This is a genomic window from Microcoleus sp. LEGE 07076, from assembly GCF_015207455.1.
Lineage (GTDB): Bacteria > Cyanobacteriota > Cyanobacteriia > Cyanobacteriales > Microcoleaceae > Microcoleus.
In genome coordinates this window covers 1-16,894 of sequence record NZ_JADEWV010000023.1, presented here as the reverse complement: position 1 = coordinate 16,894, position 16,894 = coordinate 1, and the positions used below count along the sequence as shown (strand labels likewise).

At 44.7% G+C, this 16,894-nt stretch carries 14 protein-coding genes; 8 read left to right on the top strand and 6 right to left on the bottom strand.

Going from position 1 to position 16,894, the window contains the following annotated elements:
* Window positions 1-123 precede the first annotated feature (123 nt).
* Together IQ270_RS05995 and IQ270_RS05990 are read left to right on the top strand one after the other, a co-directional pair.
* Window positions 124-858: an energy-coupling factor ABC transporter ATP-binding protein gene (locus tag IQ270_RS05995; protein WP_228056113.1), complete on the top strand. Its 735-nt coding sequence runs from the start codon at window positions 124-126 to the stop codon at window positions 856-858.
* A 234-nt stretch (window positions 859-1,092) separates the two neighbouring features.
* Window positions 1,093-1,776 (top strand): Uma2 family endonuclease, encoded by a 684-nt coding sequence (locus tag IQ270_RS05990; protein WP_193972336.1) that lies wholly within the window; start codon window positions 1,093-1,095, stop codon window positions 1,774-1,776.
* Window positions 1,777-1,955: 179 nt separating this feature from the next.
* Here IQ270_RS05990 and IQ270_RS05985 read toward each other — a convergent pair whose 3' ends face one another.
* Together IQ270_RS05985 and IQ270_RS05980 are read right to left on the bottom strand one after the other, a co-directional pair.
* Window positions 1,956-5,366 (bottom strand): ATP-binding protein, encoded by a 3,411-nt coding sequence (locus IQ270_RS05985; protein WP_193972335.1) that lies wholly within the window; start codon window positions 5,364-5,366, stop codon window positions 1,956-1,958.
* Between the two features lie 412 nt (window positions 5,367-5,778).
* The gene (locus tag IQ270_RS05980; protein ID WP_193972334.1) at window positions 5,779-6,783 is read right to left on the bottom strand and encodes an ion transporter; all 1,005 of its coding nucleotides are present in this window, start codon (window positions 6,781-6,783) and stop codon (window positions 5,779-5,781) included.
* 237 nt (window positions 6,784-7,020) lie between these two features.
* Between IQ270_RS05980 and IQ270_RS05975 the strand changes: the two genes are divergently transcribed.
* Both IQ270_RS05975 and IQ270_RS05970 read left to right on the top strand, forming a co-directional pair.
* On the top strand, window positions 7,021-8,028 hold the full coding sequence (locus tag IQ270_RS05975) for a 2-hydroxyacid dehydrogenase (RefSeq protein ID WP_193972333.1): 1,008 nt from the start codon (window positions 7,021-7,023) through the stop codon (window positions 8,026-8,028).
* Between the two features lie 196 nt (window positions 8,029-8,224).
* Window positions 8,225-8,659, top strand: coding sequence for a CAAD domain-containing protein (locus IQ270_RS05970; RefSeq protein WP_193972332.1), 435 nt, complete (start codon window positions 8,225-8,227; stop codon window positions 8,657-8,659).
* Between the two features lie 440 nt (window positions 8,660-9,099).
* Here IQ270_RS05970 and aroA read toward each other — a convergent pair whose 3' ends face one another.
* Entirely contained in the window at window positions 9,100-10,455 is a 1,356-nt protein-coding gene (gene aroA / locus IQ270_RS05965) for a 3-phosphoshikimate 1-carboxyvinyltransferase (RefSeq protein WP_193972331.1), read from the bottom strand.
* 439 nt (window positions 10,456-10,894) lie between these two features.
* Here aroA and IQ270_RS05960 point away from each other — a divergent pair, with 439 nt between their 5' ends.
* Window positions 10,895-11,395 carry a hypothetical protein gene (locus IQ270_RS05960; protein WP_193972330.1) on the top strand — a complete coding sequence of 167 codons (501 nt, stop codon included), beginning with the start codon at window positions 10,895-10,897 and terminating at the stop codon, window positions 11,393-11,395.
* A 163-nt stretch (window positions 11,396-11,558) separates the two neighbouring features.
* Here IQ270_RS05960 and IQ270_RS05955 read toward each other — a convergent pair whose 3' ends face one another.
* Window positions 11,559-12,128, bottom strand: a complete 570-nt coding sequence (locus tag IQ270_RS05955; protein WP_228056112.1) for a hypothetical protein — start codon at window positions 12,126-12,128, stop codon at window positions 11,559-11,561.
* A gap of 45 nt (window positions 12,129-12,173) precedes the next feature.
* Between IQ270_RS05955 and IQ270_RS05950 the strand changes: the two genes are divergently transcribed.
* From IQ270_RS05950 to IQ270_RS05940, 3 genes are all read left to right on the top strand, one after another.
* Entirely contained in the window at window positions 12,174-12,851 is a 678-nt protein-coding gene (locus tag IQ270_RS05950; RefSeq protein ID WP_193972329.1) for a hypothetical protein, read from the top strand.
* Between the two features lie 323 nt (window positions 12,852-13,174).
* Entirely contained in the window at window positions 13,175-13,474 is a 300-nt protein-coding gene (locus IQ270_RS05945; protein WP_193972328.1) for a putative quinol monooxygenase, read from the top strand.
* Between the two features lie 114 nt (window positions 13,475-13,588).
* Window positions 13,589-14,392 carry an MOSC domain-containing protein gene (locus tag IQ270_RS05940; RefSeq protein WP_193972327.1) on the top strand — a complete coding sequence of 268 codons (804 nt, stop codon included), beginning with the start codon at window positions 13,589-13,591 and terminating at the stop codon, window positions 14,390-14,392.
* Between the two features lie 717 nt (window positions 14,393-15,109).
* Here the strand turns inward: IQ270_RS05940 and IQ270_RS05935 are convergent.
* Window positions 15,110-15,973 carry a Uma2 family endonuclease gene (locus tag IQ270_RS05935; RefSeq protein ID WP_193972326.1) on the bottom strand — a complete coding sequence of 288 codons (864 nt, stop codon included), beginning with the start codon at window positions 15,971-15,973 and terminating at the stop codon, window positions 15,110-15,112.
* A gap of 40 nt (window positions 15,974-16,013) precedes the next feature.
* Entirely contained in the window at window positions 16,014-16,883 is an 870-nt protein-coding gene (locus IQ270_RS05930) for a calcium-binding protein (RefSeq protein ID WP_193972325.1), read from the bottom strand.
* Window positions 16,884-16,894: the final 11 nt, after the last annotated feature.

Here is a 16,894-nt window from a genome sequence, read left to right as displayed (position 1 = left end):
AGTCAGTAGTTGACGATTTAAATGTTTTTTACTTATAGCTTCCCCTTCTTTTCTCCCCTCTCTGCGCCCTCTGCGCCCTCTGCGGTAAAAAAATCCTCATCCTAAAATCAAGGCAAATAAAAATTGACTAATCTCAAAATGAAGCCAACAATCGAAGTACAAGACTTGGTATTCGGATACCCGCAGCAAAAACCAGTATTGCAAGGAATTTCATTCACCTTACAACCTGGAGAAAGAGTTGCTTTACTGGGTTTAACTGGCGCTGGTAAAAGCACTTTGCTAGAAAACTTAATCGGATTAAAAATGCCTCATTCCGGCGAAATCAAAGTGCAGGGAACCAAGCTGGAAGAGGCGAATTTATCGCAAGTAAGGAGGCAGATTGGATTTTGCTTTCAAGATGCGAACGATCAGCTATTTATGCCGACTATTTTAGAGGATGTGATGTTCGGGCCGCGGAATTATGGGGTGCCGCTGGGAGTGGCGCGCGATCGAGCTTTGTCTCTTTTAGCAGAATTTGGCTTAGTCGAATTTGCCAACCGTTCAGCCCACGAGCTTTCTGGGGGTCAAAGAAGGTTAGCAGCATTAGCAGCAATTTTAGCATTAGATCCGGCAATTTTAATTTTGGATGAGCCCACTAACGGACTCGATCCGTCGTGGCGGAGGCATTTGGCTAAGGTTTTGTCACAATTGCCGATCGAGGTAATTTTGATCGCCTCCCATGATTTGAATTGGATCGGGAAAACGACTCAAAGGGCGTTAATTTTGGCGGATGGTGAGATTCGGGTAGATGAGCAAACGCAAGATTTGATGAAAGATAAATCAACCTTAGAATATTACAATTTGCCACCAGATTGGTAATGAATCAGTTGTCAGTTAACTGTCCACTGTTTAAATCCCCACCCTAAAAACCTCGCTGTCACAGGTCAACTGTAAGGTGCGTCGCTGTGAGATGGTCAATTGAGGTTTGTGATGGTTTGTGGCGACGCACCCTACAACTACAACTATTACCAATTACCATCGCACATCATGTTACTGAATGTACCTGAGAAAGTCTATAATTAAACTATTTATTTGACGTTTTAGAGGTAGATTATGGTGTTGCAGCAGTCTGCTCGTTCCATACCCGTTCCAGCTTTGGAAAGTGGCGATCGCCTGACTCGTGCTGAGTTTGAACGTCGCTATGCAGCGACACCGGAGAAATTTAAAGCAGAACTAATTGAAGGAGTAGTTTACGTGGCATCCCCTGTACGAGCTTTTCATGGTGTTCCTCATGCCGATTTAGTTACCTGGCTAGGGGTGTATCGGACTGCCACACCGGGTGTTAGCGCCGCCGACAACACGACTACGCGACTGGATTTGGACAATGAACCCCAACCAGATGCACTGCTGCGAATTCAAATTGGCGGCACCTCTATTATCAGTGATGATGGCTACATTGAAGGAGCACCAGAACTTGTAGCGGAAATTGCTACTAGCAGTGCCACAATTGATTTAGGAGCAAAGAAAAACGCCTACCGCCGCAATGGAGTGCAGGAGTATTTGGTTTGGCAAACCTTTGAGAATCGTTTGAGTTGGTTCAGATTGCAAGCCGAAGAATTTGTGTTAATTGAACCTGATGCCGATGGCATTATCCGCAGCAGCAGTTTTCCAGGGTTGTGGCTAGCAGTGCCTGCGTTGTTGGAGGGCAGTATGATGGAAGTGCTGAATGTGCTGCAACTAGGGATTGCTGACGGCGCGCATCAGGCGTTTATTCAAGAATTGGCCGGGCGATCGTAACTGTATTTATGCTTGCCTACATTCCCGTTAACCCACCAAAAGTAGCCTGAATTTTCTCTTTTTATACCCAATCCGGGTTAGTTACCCTCGCTATAAGTGTGACGTGCGTCGCTCATTTAATCTCAGTTTATAGCAATAATTATTCATGGCGACGCACCCTACGTCTGCCTTCTTCTATATTATTTCTCATCCATTGCTTCGATCCCTGTCCATCCTTCGGGAAGCCCATATTTGATATATTTTGCACAGCGATCGTAATATAACTTTGCTGCTTTATCAACAGGATTTAGTGCCAAAACTGCCTCAAACATTTGCTGGGATTGCACAAAATCTTGTTGGTGATAAACTACAACGGCTTGTTCAAAGTTTGTCTGAGTTTGTTTCTTTAATTGCTTCAGGGGTTGAGTATCTCCGTCGTAGACTTCAAAAACGGCTACGGGCTGATTTTTGCCTTTCACCTTGACTCGATCGACAAACCGATAGCTATACTTAGTTAAATCATCAAGATTCCGCAAAGTGCGATCGCTAATCAAAATTCCCGCAGCATACAACTTGGTTAAACCCTCCAGCCGAGAAGCTAAATTAACAGCATCAGCAATCACTGTACTTTCCATCCGCTGCTCTTCGCCGATCGTACCCAACATTAAATTACCAGTATGCAAACCAATCCCGATCGTAATCGGCAGATAGCCGTTTGTTTGCCTGTGCTGATTGAAAACAATCACTTCTTGCTGCATCTCAATAGCGGCTTGCAAAGCATCATCAGCAGATTCAGGAAATAGTGCCATTACAGCATCCCCAATATATTTATCAATAAAACCGTGATGTTTTCTAATTACCGGGCTAACTCTCCCCAAATAGCTATTGATAAAAGCAAAATTTTCCTCCGGTGTCATTTGTTCAGAAATACTGGTAAAAGAGCGAATATCAGAGAACATTACCGACATCTCTCTTTGCAAGTTATCCCCTAATTTGACATCAATAATACTTTCTTGTCCCAGCAACCTTAAAAACTCATGCGGTACGAATTTGCCGTAGGCAGCATTGAGTTTTGCCAGATGAATGTGAGTTTTTATCCGCGCCAATAACTCTTTTTTGACAAAAGGTTTAGTCAGATAATCATTGGCTCCTAAATTAAAGCCTTCTACCAAATCTTCTGTTTGGTTTTTAGCTGTCAGCATCACAATCGGCATTTCCAGTGCTGCAAATCTTTCTCGCACTTTTTGGCAAACTTCATAGCCAGTCATACGCGGCATCATTACATCCAGCAAAATCAAATCTGGCTTCAATCCTTGCTCGATCATTTCTATAGCTTCTATGCCATTAGATGCTTTAATTATGGTATATTTTTCTAGGGCAAGATTGTTGATTATCACCTGTATGTTGATTGGCTCATCATCGACAACCATGATTTTAAGCTGATGATTATCTCCAAGTTCCTTAACAGTTAATTTTGAGGGATTAGCACTAATTAACTGTGCCAGCGGACGAGTTACTAACTGTTGAGTTTCTTCTGGTGAAAATGACTCACGCTCTGTAAAGTCTAACTGACTCTGAGATATTGGTAAGGTGAAAGTGAACTTAGAACCGCCACCTACAGTTGAAGAAACCCAGATTTTGCTGCCGTGCAATTCTACTAATTGTTTTGTTACCGCCAAACCTAAACCTGTTCCGCCATAATTTCTCGCAGTCGAACCGTCTCCTTGTTCAAAGGATTCAAAAATCTTATCTAACTTATCTTCAGGTATACCGATGCCTGTGTCTGACACAGTAATTGCTAACAGTTCATTACTCGCTGTTAATATTTCAGTATCTACTAATACCGAGCTCTGAATTACTTTAGCTGAAATTTCTACAGTACCGCTTTCTGTAAACTTAATCGCGTTGCCGATTAAGTTATAAAGGATTTGTTGTAGGCGATTTTCATCGGCGGCAGCCAGAGGCAATTGGGGACTAATATTATTAATCAAATGTAAATCTTTTGTGCCGATGAGTGGCTGGGATAGATTCATAACTAAAGCAGCTATTTCTCGCAAACCTATGGGCTTGATTTGCAGTTCAAGAGTTTGGTGCTTTAGTTTGGAGAAATCCAGAATATCATTGATCAAGGTAGATAGTCTTCTACCGGATGAGATAATTAAGATTAAATTAGAATTTGTTTTTTCTGGTAATTGCCCGGTAGCGCCGTCAATTAGGGATTCTGCAATGCCGATAATCCCATTTAAAGGCGTGCGAAGTTCGTGGGAAGTATTGGCAAGAAATTCGTCTTTGAGCTGATTTAGTTGCTGCAATTCGACATTTTTTGCTTCGAGGGCGTTGAATGACGATCGCAATTGATTTGCCATACTATTAAAAGCTTTTGCGAGTACGCCTAGTTCGTCATCCCGCTCTAAGTTGACAATTTGGTTAAATTCTCCTCTAGCAAAAGCAGTAGCAGCAAAGTTGAGGCTTGAAATCGGCTGGACGATATATTTCGATGTAGCCAATCCTATAACTATTGCTAATCCCAATGCAGTTAGACAGAGCAAAATGGTAGTGTGGTTGTTGGCGTTGATTTGCTCCATGAAATCTGACTCTGGGATGACTACTACAATTAGCCAGTCTAAACCTTTATCGTCTTGCAAAGGAGTGACTTGCAGGAATTGTCGTTGACCTTTAATATCGAAGTTAAGCTGTTTAGTTTGCTGAATTTTATAAAAATCGATAAAGTTATTTTGCAGATATTTAGTAGTGAGACTAATTAGACTATTTTTGCTATCAATAGCTTTAATTCTTTCTGTTTGGTCACCTTTAACTGAAAATACCGGATCAAAGGTGGATGTTGTAACTAAATCGCCCGATCGCTCGATTATAAAAGTCTGTCCTGATTTGCCAATTTTGAGACTTTGCAGAAATTGATTGACTTGAGTAAAAAGTAAGTCTGTGCCAAAAACTACCTGCAATTTGCCAGATTCATCGTATAACGGCTGTGTGGCGGTAATGCCAAGTTCTTTGCTAGTAAAGTCGGCATAAATTGGACTCCAGGTTGTGGTTCTGGCTTGGACTGCTGCTGTGTACCAGGGGCGGAGTCGCGGGTCGTATTTGGGTTTTACTGTAACTAATGAAGTGGGTTCGCCACGGTTATTAGCAGCGTAATAATTCATGTCGCCGTTTGTAAGTTCGGTTCTTTCTTGCAATAAAAAAGTGCCGTCGTTAGTGCGTCTGGCGGCAATAAAGTCTCCGGCGGGAGTAGCAATATATGTAACGCTTACTGTGTCAAAAGTGTGCATTTGTTTCCACAAATGACGCTGGATTCTGGGAATTTCCTGCAAGTTAAGATCGCCTAATTCAAAAGCATTAGCTTTGACTTGATTGAGTTTGTGGGGAGTGGCCATGTATCCTTGGAGGCGATCGCTAATGCGATCGCTAATTTCTTGCCGCAACTGCGAAGCAACATCATTGACGGCTTGTTGTCCGTTTCTAAATGACAGATAGCCGACTACTCCCACTGCACCGACAATCTGAAGTACAAATGGTACAACCAGAACAGTGCGTAGAGGAACTTTACCCGAAATTTTGGAAATTGAATCTGTCAAAGATTTCAAGAACATAGTGGTGCTTTTCCCGCAACAACAATCGGCACCCTTTCCAGCCTCAAACGCCTATTTCTGCGATCGTACCTATTATCGTATACTTTTTGAGGGCGAATGCGCGATCGCAGGTAATCGGTGACAGTTGCTTGCGGGTTTTTCTCTTCTGAGGGTTCCCAGTTAACAGTGAATACTTGAGTTAGCTGTTCTGATCCTTACTTAGAAAATTTATTTAAATTGAAGCTACACAGAAAGTTTATATTTTTTTTGTATGGCAGTCTTGTGAAAAGTCATGTGTAGCTGCATCTTAAAGAATTAAGGTGATTTTGAGCATAGAATACCGAGATTTCCGGCTTGTTAAAGCCTGCGGGGATCAAAGGGGCGATCGTGTCTGACGTTTAATTAGAGCAACGCGGTTAGTGGAAGGCTGCAATTAAAGCTCGAATTTGCGAACGGCTTCGTTGTACAGATGAATAGCTAAATCGCGTAGGATTTCTTCATTTTCAATATGACTTCCTAACTTCTGTTTTGCCGTTTGGATGCAGATTTGCATCAATTCGGCGCAACTTTCGACGTAAAGGGCGAGATCCCTTTGCTGCTGTTCAAAACCGACTTCGATGTCCGCCAGCATTTTTACCGATTGAGAATTCGCAGATCGCTCTAAATTGGCTGCAATTTTTTCTTGCTTTTTCCTTTGCACTTCCTCGGAAAAACCCGAAGCAATTATCCCCGCCGGCACCGCAAAAATTCCGATTCCCAAAAATGCTAAAATTGCTCCTAAAAATTTGCCTAAAGGAGTGATCGGATAAATATCGCCGTAACCGACAGTAGTTAATGTAACAACTCCCCACCACATTGCATCGGGGATGCTCGCAAAAGCTTCGGGATGTGCCTCGGATTCAACAAAATACATGATGCTAGAGGCAAAGATTAACAAAATGAAAACTGCAAATGCAGTGGCGAGCAGCTCCTCTTTTTTAGCGTACAATACTGCTCCCAGAGTTCGCACTGAGTCTGAATACCGGCTCATTTTCAGCAAGCGCAACAAGCGCAGCAAGCTAATTAAATTAATAAAGCTTAAAGTGGGAAATAATAGCAAGGCGTAAAATGGTAAGATTGAAACTAAATCGATTAGAGCTAGCGGTGTCAGAGCGTATCTCAATCTTCCCAGAAGCGGGTGGCTGTATCTGCGATCGATCGTACACACCCACAGCCTCAAAGCATATTCTATTGTAAATACTAACGATGAAAAAATTTCGATGTTTTCCAGAATTGATTGGTATTCTCGGGAAAAGCTGGGGGAAGTAGAAGCAATAAAAGCTGCGACGTTGATCAGGATTAAAAAAGTGATCACAAAGTCATCTACTAAACTGTATAAATTAGTGCTTTCTGAGGTTTCTAAGATTTGATAAATTATTCGTTTTAGTTGTGGTCGCATCGGAGTTTCTCGTGATAATTTAGCAATTAACGATCGCGCTTTACTCTAGTCTAATAAGTTTTATTTAAAAAAGCAGGACTTGCCAAAAACCTAAAAATCTGGTTGATTCAGAGATGCTCTCTTGCCAAGCCCCAGATTTCTCAGGGAAACTATTTTTTTTTCAATGGAGTTCTGGTAAGCAAAGAGAGTTAATGTGGAAAGAATTTCCCACTATTACAAGATTTGCCCGCAAAAATCATGAAGGTAGCCGTATTCAGCACCAAATCCTACGATCGCACTTTTCTGGAAGCAGCCAATGTCGGCGGCCAACACGAATTGGTGTTTTTTGAACCGCGTCTGAACCTGGAAACCAGCGTGTTATCTGCGGGATTTCCGGCCGTCTGCGCCTTCGTTAACGACTGTTTGGACGCTCCAACGCTCCGGGCGATCGCCCAAAATGGAGTGCGCTTGCTGGCGCTGCGATCGGCCGGATTCAATCACGTTGATTTAGAAACAGCCCGCGATTTAGACTTAACTCTCCTGCGAGTTCCCGCTTATTCTCCCTACGCCGTCGCCGAACACGCAGTCGCCATGATTTTGTCCCTCAACCGCAAAATCCACCGCGCCTACAACCGCGTCCGCGAAGGCAATTTCTCCCTAGACGGCTTGTTGGGTTTTGACCTCCACGGTAAAACGGTGGGAATTGTGGGAACTGGCAGAATTGGCGCAATTACTGCCCAAATTTTGCACGGATTCGGCTGTCGCCTCTTGGGATACGATGTTTCCCCAAACCCGGATTGCCAAGCCCTAGGTATGGAATATGTGGCGCTTCAGGAACTGTTCGCCGCCTCTGATATTGTCAGCCTCCACTGTCCGCTGATACCGGAAACTTACCATTTGATCGATGCAGGGGCGATCGAGCAAATGAAACCGGGGATCATGCTGATCAACACCAGCCGCGGTCAGTTGATTGACACTAAAGCTGTTACTAAAGGACTGAAGTCTGGTAAAATTGGCCACCTCGGCTTGGATGTGTACGAACAAGAGACGGATCTGTTTTTTGAGGATTTGTCCGATCGGGTGATTCAAGACGACGTATTTCAGCGCTTGCTGACATTCCCCAACGTCCTGATTACCGGACATCAAGCTTTTTTTACTCGGGAAGCCTTGAAAAATATCGCCGAAACCACGATCGGCAATATCACCGATTTTGAACGAGGACACACTTGTCCCAATCAAATCGACCTCAGTGAATTGAAAAAATGAGTCAAAAGAGCGATTTAGCAGCGAGGGCAATTGTTTAAAATCAACTCATATGCTTATTTTTGCTTGCAATTTGTGAAGGTCTGGCTTAATCTCATCAATTAGTCCCGGCTGCCAGAATCCTGCGCTAATTGCCGGAGAATTACACTGCTAGCAATTCCAAGCCTGCAATTTTACTTGACACCGGAGGAAGTATCAAATGACACAAGCTAACTTTTCTGACGAGACACAAACGATTGATGAAGTCGTCACAGTAGACCTGGTGGTTGACGAACCGGGGGTCATGACTACAGTGACCCCAGAAACACCGACAAGCCAGTTCCAAGATATTAAAGACCAAGTTCTCACAATTTTGTCAGAACTTCCAGTCTATCTCTCCAGTTTTTTTACTGAATACCAAAAGCCTCTGATCACAGTTGGTTTAATCCTGGCAGGCGGTATTAGTATTAAGGTAATGCTGGGAGTTTTAGCTGCTCTTAACGATGTCCCTTTGGTAACTCCAGTTTTTGAGTTGATTGGCATGGGATATACGGGTTGGTTTGTTTACCGCTATCTCCTCAAGGCTTCTACCCGCCAAGAGTTATTAACCGAAGTTGATTCTTTTAAAGAACAAGTTGTAGGTAAAGATTCTTAGAGGAAGTCATTAGTTAGTGGTCATTAGTTAGTGGTCATTAGTTAGTGGTCATCAGTCGTACCAAATTCGGGTTTGGGATACCGTTTATCAACCAGTGGGCTCCGGCCGACATCGTTTGTGTAGATGATGCGGTTTCAACCGCCGAATCATCAAGGGGTATGTTACCCGGATTTGGTATCAGTGGTTATTGGTCATCAGTTATTGGTAATTAGGAATGAGAATTAAATAACTTACCATTTTTATTGTTCTTGTGGGATGGGCGGGACGCCCGTCCCACAATTATGTGTAAATTATTTAATTCGCGATCCTTAGTTATTGGTCATCAGTCATCAGTTATTGGTGATTAGTTGTGAGTCATTGGTTAGCGGTTAATGGTTATTGGTGAGGCTGTACCAATAACCAATAACCAATAACCAATAACCAATGCCCAATGCCCAATCTTAAGTTGGATGGCAAACTTGTTGCAAAGTAGCGGTAAAATCGGGGTAGGAAATGGCGGCTGCTTCGGCGCGGTGAATGTTAGTAACACCTGTGGCATTCAGGGCTGCGATCGCCAAACTCATCGCAATTCTGTGGTCGGTGTAACTGTCAACATCCGCGCCAGTTAAAGGAGTTCCGCCGGTAATTTCTAAACCGTCAGGTAACTCGGTAATTTTGGCTCCCATGCGGTTGAGTTCCGCAGCAGTCACGGCCAGTCGATCGCTCTCTTTGACTCGCAACTCGGCCGCATTTCTAATGATGGTAGTACCGTTGGCAAAAGCCGCCGCTACTGCCAAAATCGGGATTTCGTCAATCAGTCGGGGAATTAAGTCGCCAGCAATGGTGCATCCCCGCAATTGGCCGCCGCCGCGAACCAAAATATCCGCTACCGGTTCCCCAGCCGCCTCTCGCTGATTTTGCAGTTCAATGTCGGCCCCCATCATCTCCAAAGCTTCCAAAATGCCCGTGCGAGTTGGGTTCACGCCGACATTTTCGACGACGAGTTCGGAACCCGGGACGATCGCCCCAGCCACCAGCCAAAATGCCGCCGAACTAATATCCCCCGGTACAATCACATTCTGTCCTTGCAGTTGTGTCGGCCCAGTGACTGTCACGCTGCAAGTTTCAGGATCGACACTCAATTTTGCTCCGAACGCCCGCAGCATCCGCTCGCTGTGATCCCGCGACAGAGCGGGTTCTGTGACTGTAGTTTCTCCCTCAGCCATCAAACCGGCCAGCAAAATGCAGGATTTAACTTGAGCAGAGGCGATCGGCGAAGGGTAGTGAATCGGTTTTAACTGCTGTCCGACTATCGCTAAGGGAGCTAAAGAATTGCTCTTTCTACCCCAAATTTGCGCTCCCATTTGTTGCAGCGGTTTAATGACGCGCGACATGGGGCGCGATCGCAAAGAACTGTCACCCGTTACCGCAAAAAAACGCCCCGGATGAGACGCTAAAATTCCCAACATCAACCGCATCGTCGTGCCGGAATTGCCCGCGTCCAAGACTTCCACAGGCTCCTGCAACTCGCCAATTCCCACGCCCCGGACTGTCACCCGTTCCGCGTTGAGTTCGGAAACCGAGGCTCCCAGGAGCGAGAAACATTTAGCCGTGCTGCGGGGGTCCTCTCCTAGCAGCAGTCCTTCAATCGTAGTTTCACCGCTGGCGATCGCACCCAACATCAAAGCTCGGTGAGAAATCGACTTATCGCCCGGAACTCGAATCCTCCCTTTCAGCGACAAGCCTGACGCAGGTTTTTGAATGCTTAAAGTTTGACTTTCGCCCAGAAGCGAAGTAGTTATAATATCAGCTTGCATTGAGATAAACTAGGATGGGACGGTGTTAGCTATCCTACCCTTTTCCCAGTCCTGAGTCATACCATTTGAGATTTGAGATTGAAAATTTGATAATGGGAGATGACTGACCCCATAAGGGTTGGGAACAGGGGCCGACAGTTCCATTATTTTGTCAAACTCGTATCAGCGACGGAGGAGAGCAGATGCAACTTTAGAGAGTTTAGCTTAATTTCACAAACACTACTCCGTAAATCTGCGTAAATTTCAGGTTCTGCTCTCAATTATCGAGCAGATGATTGAATTTTGACCCAACAATTTTAGATTTTCGATTGCTACTTGTACATTTTTTATTTTTTTTAACTAAAATATCCGGAATTTGCAACTGAGCCAATCTAAAGTCTAAAGTCTCAGCTCTAAAATCTCAAACGCCCGATCCACCATAACTCCTACACTTTTATTTATGCTGACGCATCACCGCAAGCCTGTAAGTTTATCGCTGGTATCCACAGATTTACCTTTGTGGTCATTTGTTGAAACCGCTGGTACGCTTTATCAAAAAGACCGCGATCGATTTCACTTGTTGTTGCACGAACCAGCAATACTCGATCGCCAATTTTCCGACGACAACGAATCGGCAGAGGAAGTTGCTATCTTGCCAACAACCGCAAAACCCCGGTTGCTGTGGCTAGAAGTTTCGCCCTATCGAGTGATTATGACCATGCAAGGAAACGGCAAATACAGCTACCGCCACTGCTGGGAACGCGGAATGTACGGGCTGAGCCGTTACTGGCTTCAAGGCGAATCGCTGGCGACTCCCGAACAGTTGCGCCTCCGCAACTTCACCCGCAACTTGACTCTGACAGGAAAGCCGGAACCGGAACACCTGCGGTTAGAATACGAGTTGTGGTCGGAAAAAGTGCAACTCGGCCGCTATATTTTGAATCTAGAAATTCATCACTAAATTTGGTAATTGGGAATGGGTAATTGGGAATGGGTGATTGGGAATGGGTGATTGGGAATGGGTGATTGGGAATAGGTGATTGGGAATTAGTAGATGCTAGATGAAGGCGATGCCTTGCTCAAACTCAAAACTCACGCACTCAAAACTCACGCACTCTTAGCCTTTACCGATCGCTCTTACAATATTTAATCAGTTTGCCGGTCAAAGCGTCTAGATTTTCTGCTGCTTGATTCGCCTGCTGTCCGGCTCGGATAATATCTGCTCTAGCTTTTTGAATTTGCTCTCGACCTTTTATACTGGTAGTAGCCTGATTTCCTGCCTCAAGAGCTTTGGCTATGTCGCCGAGCGATTCACCTATGGAGCGGAAGGATTTAACAGATGAGCCTTGAATCTCTTTGAGAGTGGCATCTGTGATTTCCAAAGCCTCAAGTTGTTTCGCTATCTGGTTCAAATCTTTAGCTAAGTTCTTGGTGCTTGCAACATCGTTGCTGTCTTTCTTAAGCTCGATGAGAGTGTTGCCTTTGGTGACAATTTCTGTAAATTTAGTACACTGGACAGTTCGGCTTTCGCCGCAACTAACCGCCAGCATACAGCAAGCAACAACTACGAACAGGATGGCAATCTGTTTGCGAAAAAAGTACATGAATCCTCGGTTGCAAAAAAAAGTAGATTCTGGGATGAGGTAGTAGAGTGCGCCAGCGATCGACAGACAGTCAAAACACTTTCGCGGCATCCTGACACGCTCTGCTAAGCTAAACTACGTACCTGTTTGGGAACTATGGTCAAAAACAGCAATAACCTACAGAAGGGCAGCATTTGGGGATATCTTACCCTGCTTTTGCCTATTTGCTTGACGGCGGTTGCCAGTTTCGAGTCGGGAACGATGTTTTGGGCGATCGCCACCACAGCCGGAATTGCTTGGGCTTACAAGCTCTACCAGCAGCAGCAAAAACACAAACTCGCTCATTTAGACTCGGTTTTCTACAGGTTAATCAAAGAAAATCAAGGGCGAGTTACGGCTTTGGATTTGGCGATGAATGCAAAACTCCCCGGAGAAAAGGTTCAAGAATATCTCGACGAAAGGGCCTCTGAGTTTGCCGCGGATTTTGAAGTGACGGAACAAGGCGGAATTTTGTATTATTTTCAAATAGCTCCAACTGTCAATCAAAGCGAAACACCTAACGTGGCAATAGCTGTTCGAGAGCATCCCGCAAATCGGGAAAAAGCACAAGATAAAAAGCCAAATTTATTTCCGATCGCTCAAAGCAAGACTCCTGAAAAACCCAAAATCTCTTTTACCCAGACAGAACTATCCCGCCGGTTCAAAGTTCACGCAACTACGATCGGCAAATGGAAAATTAAGCCCGAGTTTGCTGAGTGGAGCCGCGAAAAAGACCCGGAGAATCTCGCCTGGGAATATTCTACAGAAAAAAAGCGATTTTATCCCAAAGATTGAGAAGAAGTCATTAGTCATTAGTCATTAGTCATTAGTCATCAGTCATTAGTGCTGCCCCCCCCGATCGAACGTCCAACGTCATCAGGAAAAGGGAAGAAGGAAGAATATACCAAGAAAGCCGGTTTAGACGAGGTTCTGCGGTTGGTAACGAAGAATTTTGGATATCAACCGGGTTTCTGAGACTTGAGCGCGTCTTGGCAAGATTATGCTGGCTGTTGACCGATCGACCTGTTTAGGTTATTTTAATTGAAATCCTCTATTGTTAAGTTTGCCAAATAAAAATCGGTAAATTCGATCGCCATAACAGCTTGTTTTTTTACGCTATGTCCAAACCAACCTTGCGAGTAGTCGCCCGCCTCGCCGCCTTTCCCGACAAAGTAGCAGAACTTAAATCCCTGCTGCTGAGCATTGTAGAGCCAACTCGCCAAGAAAAAGGCTGCATCAAATACGAACTGTTGCAAAATCAAGCCGATCCCACAGATTTTACCTTTGTTGAAGAGTGGGAAAGTGCAGATTTGCTTGAACTGCATCTCGGTTCAACTCACCTTCAAGACGCGGTGCAAAAATTAGACGGTTTGGCCGTTGGGTCTCCCGATATCCGCCGCTATGAATTGCTAGCTTAATCGGCTATTTATAGCAATTTTATTAATGTTTTTGAATTAGCTTGTACCCCCCTAGCCCCCCTTAGTAAGGGGGGGACAAGAGTTCAGTTAAAATGGAAGCGTAGCTAAAAAAATATGACATTAGCAACCATAAAACAGTTATTCATTTATCCAATTAAAGGGCTGACACCGCAAGAAATGTCGGAGTTTGCCTTAACAGCAGGACATGGAATTAAGGGCGATCGCGCTTTTGCCTTAATGTTTGCAGATAATCTTGAAGCTGCAAAAATGCCCGCCGAAAATGTACCTTGGATGAGCAAAAAACATTTAGCCGTCCAAAACGATTGGCCGCATTTAGCAGCTTTAGAATGCGATTATCAACCGGAAACGACCGTTTTAACAGTCCAGCGTCAAGGAGTTGCAGTGTTATCAGCAGCAACGAACACAGCAGCGGGGCGCGATCGCATCAGCAGCTTTTTTAGCGAATATCTGGCCGCAATTGAATCCACAAAAGAAGCGAGACACCCGCAGCTTGCACCTTTGCGCTTAATCGGCGACAGCAGCGGCGAAACTCGCTATCCCGATCGAGCACCCGTACACATTTCTTTACTCAGTCAAGCCACATTAGACCAATTAACCGAAATCGCCCACCAAAACACAGACGTGCGCCGATTTCGCCCGAACATTGTGCTAGAAGGCATGGAAGCGTGGTCGGAATTTGAGTTAATCGGAAAACAGTTTCAATTAGGCACGGCGCGCATAGAAGTTACAGCACGAATCGGTCGCTGTGTCAACATAGAAGTAAATCCAGAAACGGGCGATCGGGATATTCCCCTACTCAGTTTGCTGCAACAAAAATTCGGTCACGCACAAACCGGAGTTTTAGCCAAAATTATCAACAGCGGCACAGTTAAAATCGGCGATGTTTTGACTTCTTAAAAATAGGATTTTAGTAGGGTGCGTCAGTCAGAGTTTTTGAGGAATAATTGATAATTTAAGAACTGACGCACCCTACAACTACAAATAAGGTGCGTCAGTATTGATGACTTTTTCGATGGCAGTTAACTTCATACTGACGCACCCTACGGCTGCAACTTCTTAAAAATAGGATTTTAGTAGGGTGCGTCAGTCAGAGTTTTTGAGGAATAATTGATAATTTAAGAACTGACGCACCCTACAACTACAAATAAGGTGCGTCAGTATTGATGACTTTTTCGATGGCAGTTAACTTCATACTGACGCACCCTACGGCTGCAACTTCTTAAAAATAGGATTTTAGTAGGGTGCGTCAGTCAGAGTTTTTGAGGAATAATTGATAATTTAAGAACTGACGCACCCTACAACTACAAATAAGGTGCGTCAGTATTGATGACTTTTTCGATGGCAGTTAACTTCATACTGACGCACCCTACGGCTGCAACTTCTTAAAAATAGGATTTTAGTAGGGTGCGTCAGTCAGAGTTTTTGAGGAATAATTGATAATTTAAGAACTGACGCACCCTACAACTACAAATAAGGTGCGTCAGTATTGATGACTTTTTCGATGGCAGTTAACTTCATACTGACGCACCCTACGGCTGCAACTTCTTAATATCAAATCCTCTATTCATCGGAATAGTAAATTCGAGTCAACCGTCAACAGTAAACCGTCAACAGTCAACAATCACCTGACGGTACAACCGGAATTAATATAACTTCCTCTACAGATAAACCCAGCGCTTCTGCTACTTGCTCTGCATTCAATCCCATTGCCAACAACCGAGGAATCGCATCCCGCCGCGCTCGGGCTTCTGCACTCAAAGCCTGCTCTGCTAAGGAAGCTCGTTGCTGTTCGACAGTAGCTCGTTCTGTACCAGTCAGCAGCAAATTGCCCTCGCTGTCCCACCACCGCAGCCACAGCATAGTCTGGTTTTGATAACTACCTTCCCACAGTCCTAATTCTACGCCCATTGGCGCGATCGGATAATGACCGCGATCGTTCGGAAGCAACTGCTGGTAAAACCCATTGTTCAGGCTGTAAACCTCCAGCCTGCCACTATTGATTTCATAAATCCCATAATACGGAATCCGCACAATCCGCTCATATACCCAAAACTTCCCTGGTCTTTGCGCCTCGCCGACTTCAGAGTACGATAGCGGTGTTGTGTCCCGCTCTTGGGAACCGTCTCCCGATGCGAACTCCAAAGCAATCATCGGAGCCATGAATTCCCGCCACAGCACGTAAGAGCGACGAATTTGACTTCCTAGTCTTGGTGGTACGTTCGGCACGTAGAACCAGTCAGGAGCTTCCGCTCCCTTTTCAAGCGGTTCAGTTTCTCGCCAGTAGATGCCGCAGTCTTGGCCTATAGCATATTGCCCGTCGGGATTAAGCCCCTGCAACACCAACCCGATCGAATCAGTTAAAATAATACTCTGGGGATGCTCCTGAAAATTATTCACAAAACTGCCGTCTTCCTCTGGCAATTGAGTGTGGTTGGGGAAGGGAGAGGGAAGGACAATCTTTTCGGTTGCCTGGTTCATGCGACCTCTCAAATATTGCAACTTACCTGAATATCTTAACTCATCCTTCCTCCGAAATCCTCACCTTATTACCGATCAACTTCAGAAAACTCGCTCCAAAATGTTGAATTTCCAAAAAATTAGCATAGGAAGGAGTTGACTTGTAAACCCTAAAAGTCCGCATAATCCCCAAAGTCGCCGCACTTTCCAGCGGGCCGATAAAGCTAGTATCCCTGTCCAAAAAATGAGACTGCTCGACCCAGTGAGCCATCTGTTTCGCATTCAAAAAATAACAACCGGAATGAGGATTCAAAGCCCGCTCAAAAGAAATTGGCTGTTCCATAATTTTTCCCGCCAACTCCCGCTGCTCCTCCACATTTTGAAACTTAGCAGTAGCTCCACCCGCTAAATCCCCATCAATATATGCTTTAAAAACAGCTCCTTGAGGCGATATTTCGTAACGGTTCGGTTGCAGCAAATTTCCATTTCCCCCGTGATGTGTAAACCAATTTAATTTACTAAAAAACCACGGGTCGTGCAGAATTAAATCATCTTCCAAATAACAAAAGTAATCGTATTTGTCAAGACACGCTCGCAAAACTGCTTGACACTCAAACCCCAACAGCAGCGGCTCACATTTTGTAGCGTGGTGCATAAAAGACCTCGGCTGTACCGGCAATTGAGGCAAGAGGTGATAGCCTTGAGTAGTGCAAACAACAATGTCAATTTCGTGTTTTTGAGCTTGATTTGCTGGGATAGTTGCACATTCGCTAATGTGAATCGTGCACTGAGATTTGCCGTACAAAGCTTGTAGCGATGTGATACAAGCAGTTAAAGCATTTAGTCGGGGTTGCGGGTCATTTCGCTGGGAAGCGTGTTTCCCGTCGCCGCTGGGATTGTAAAAGTGAGCAATAGTGAATAGAATTCGCATTTGTATGGAGA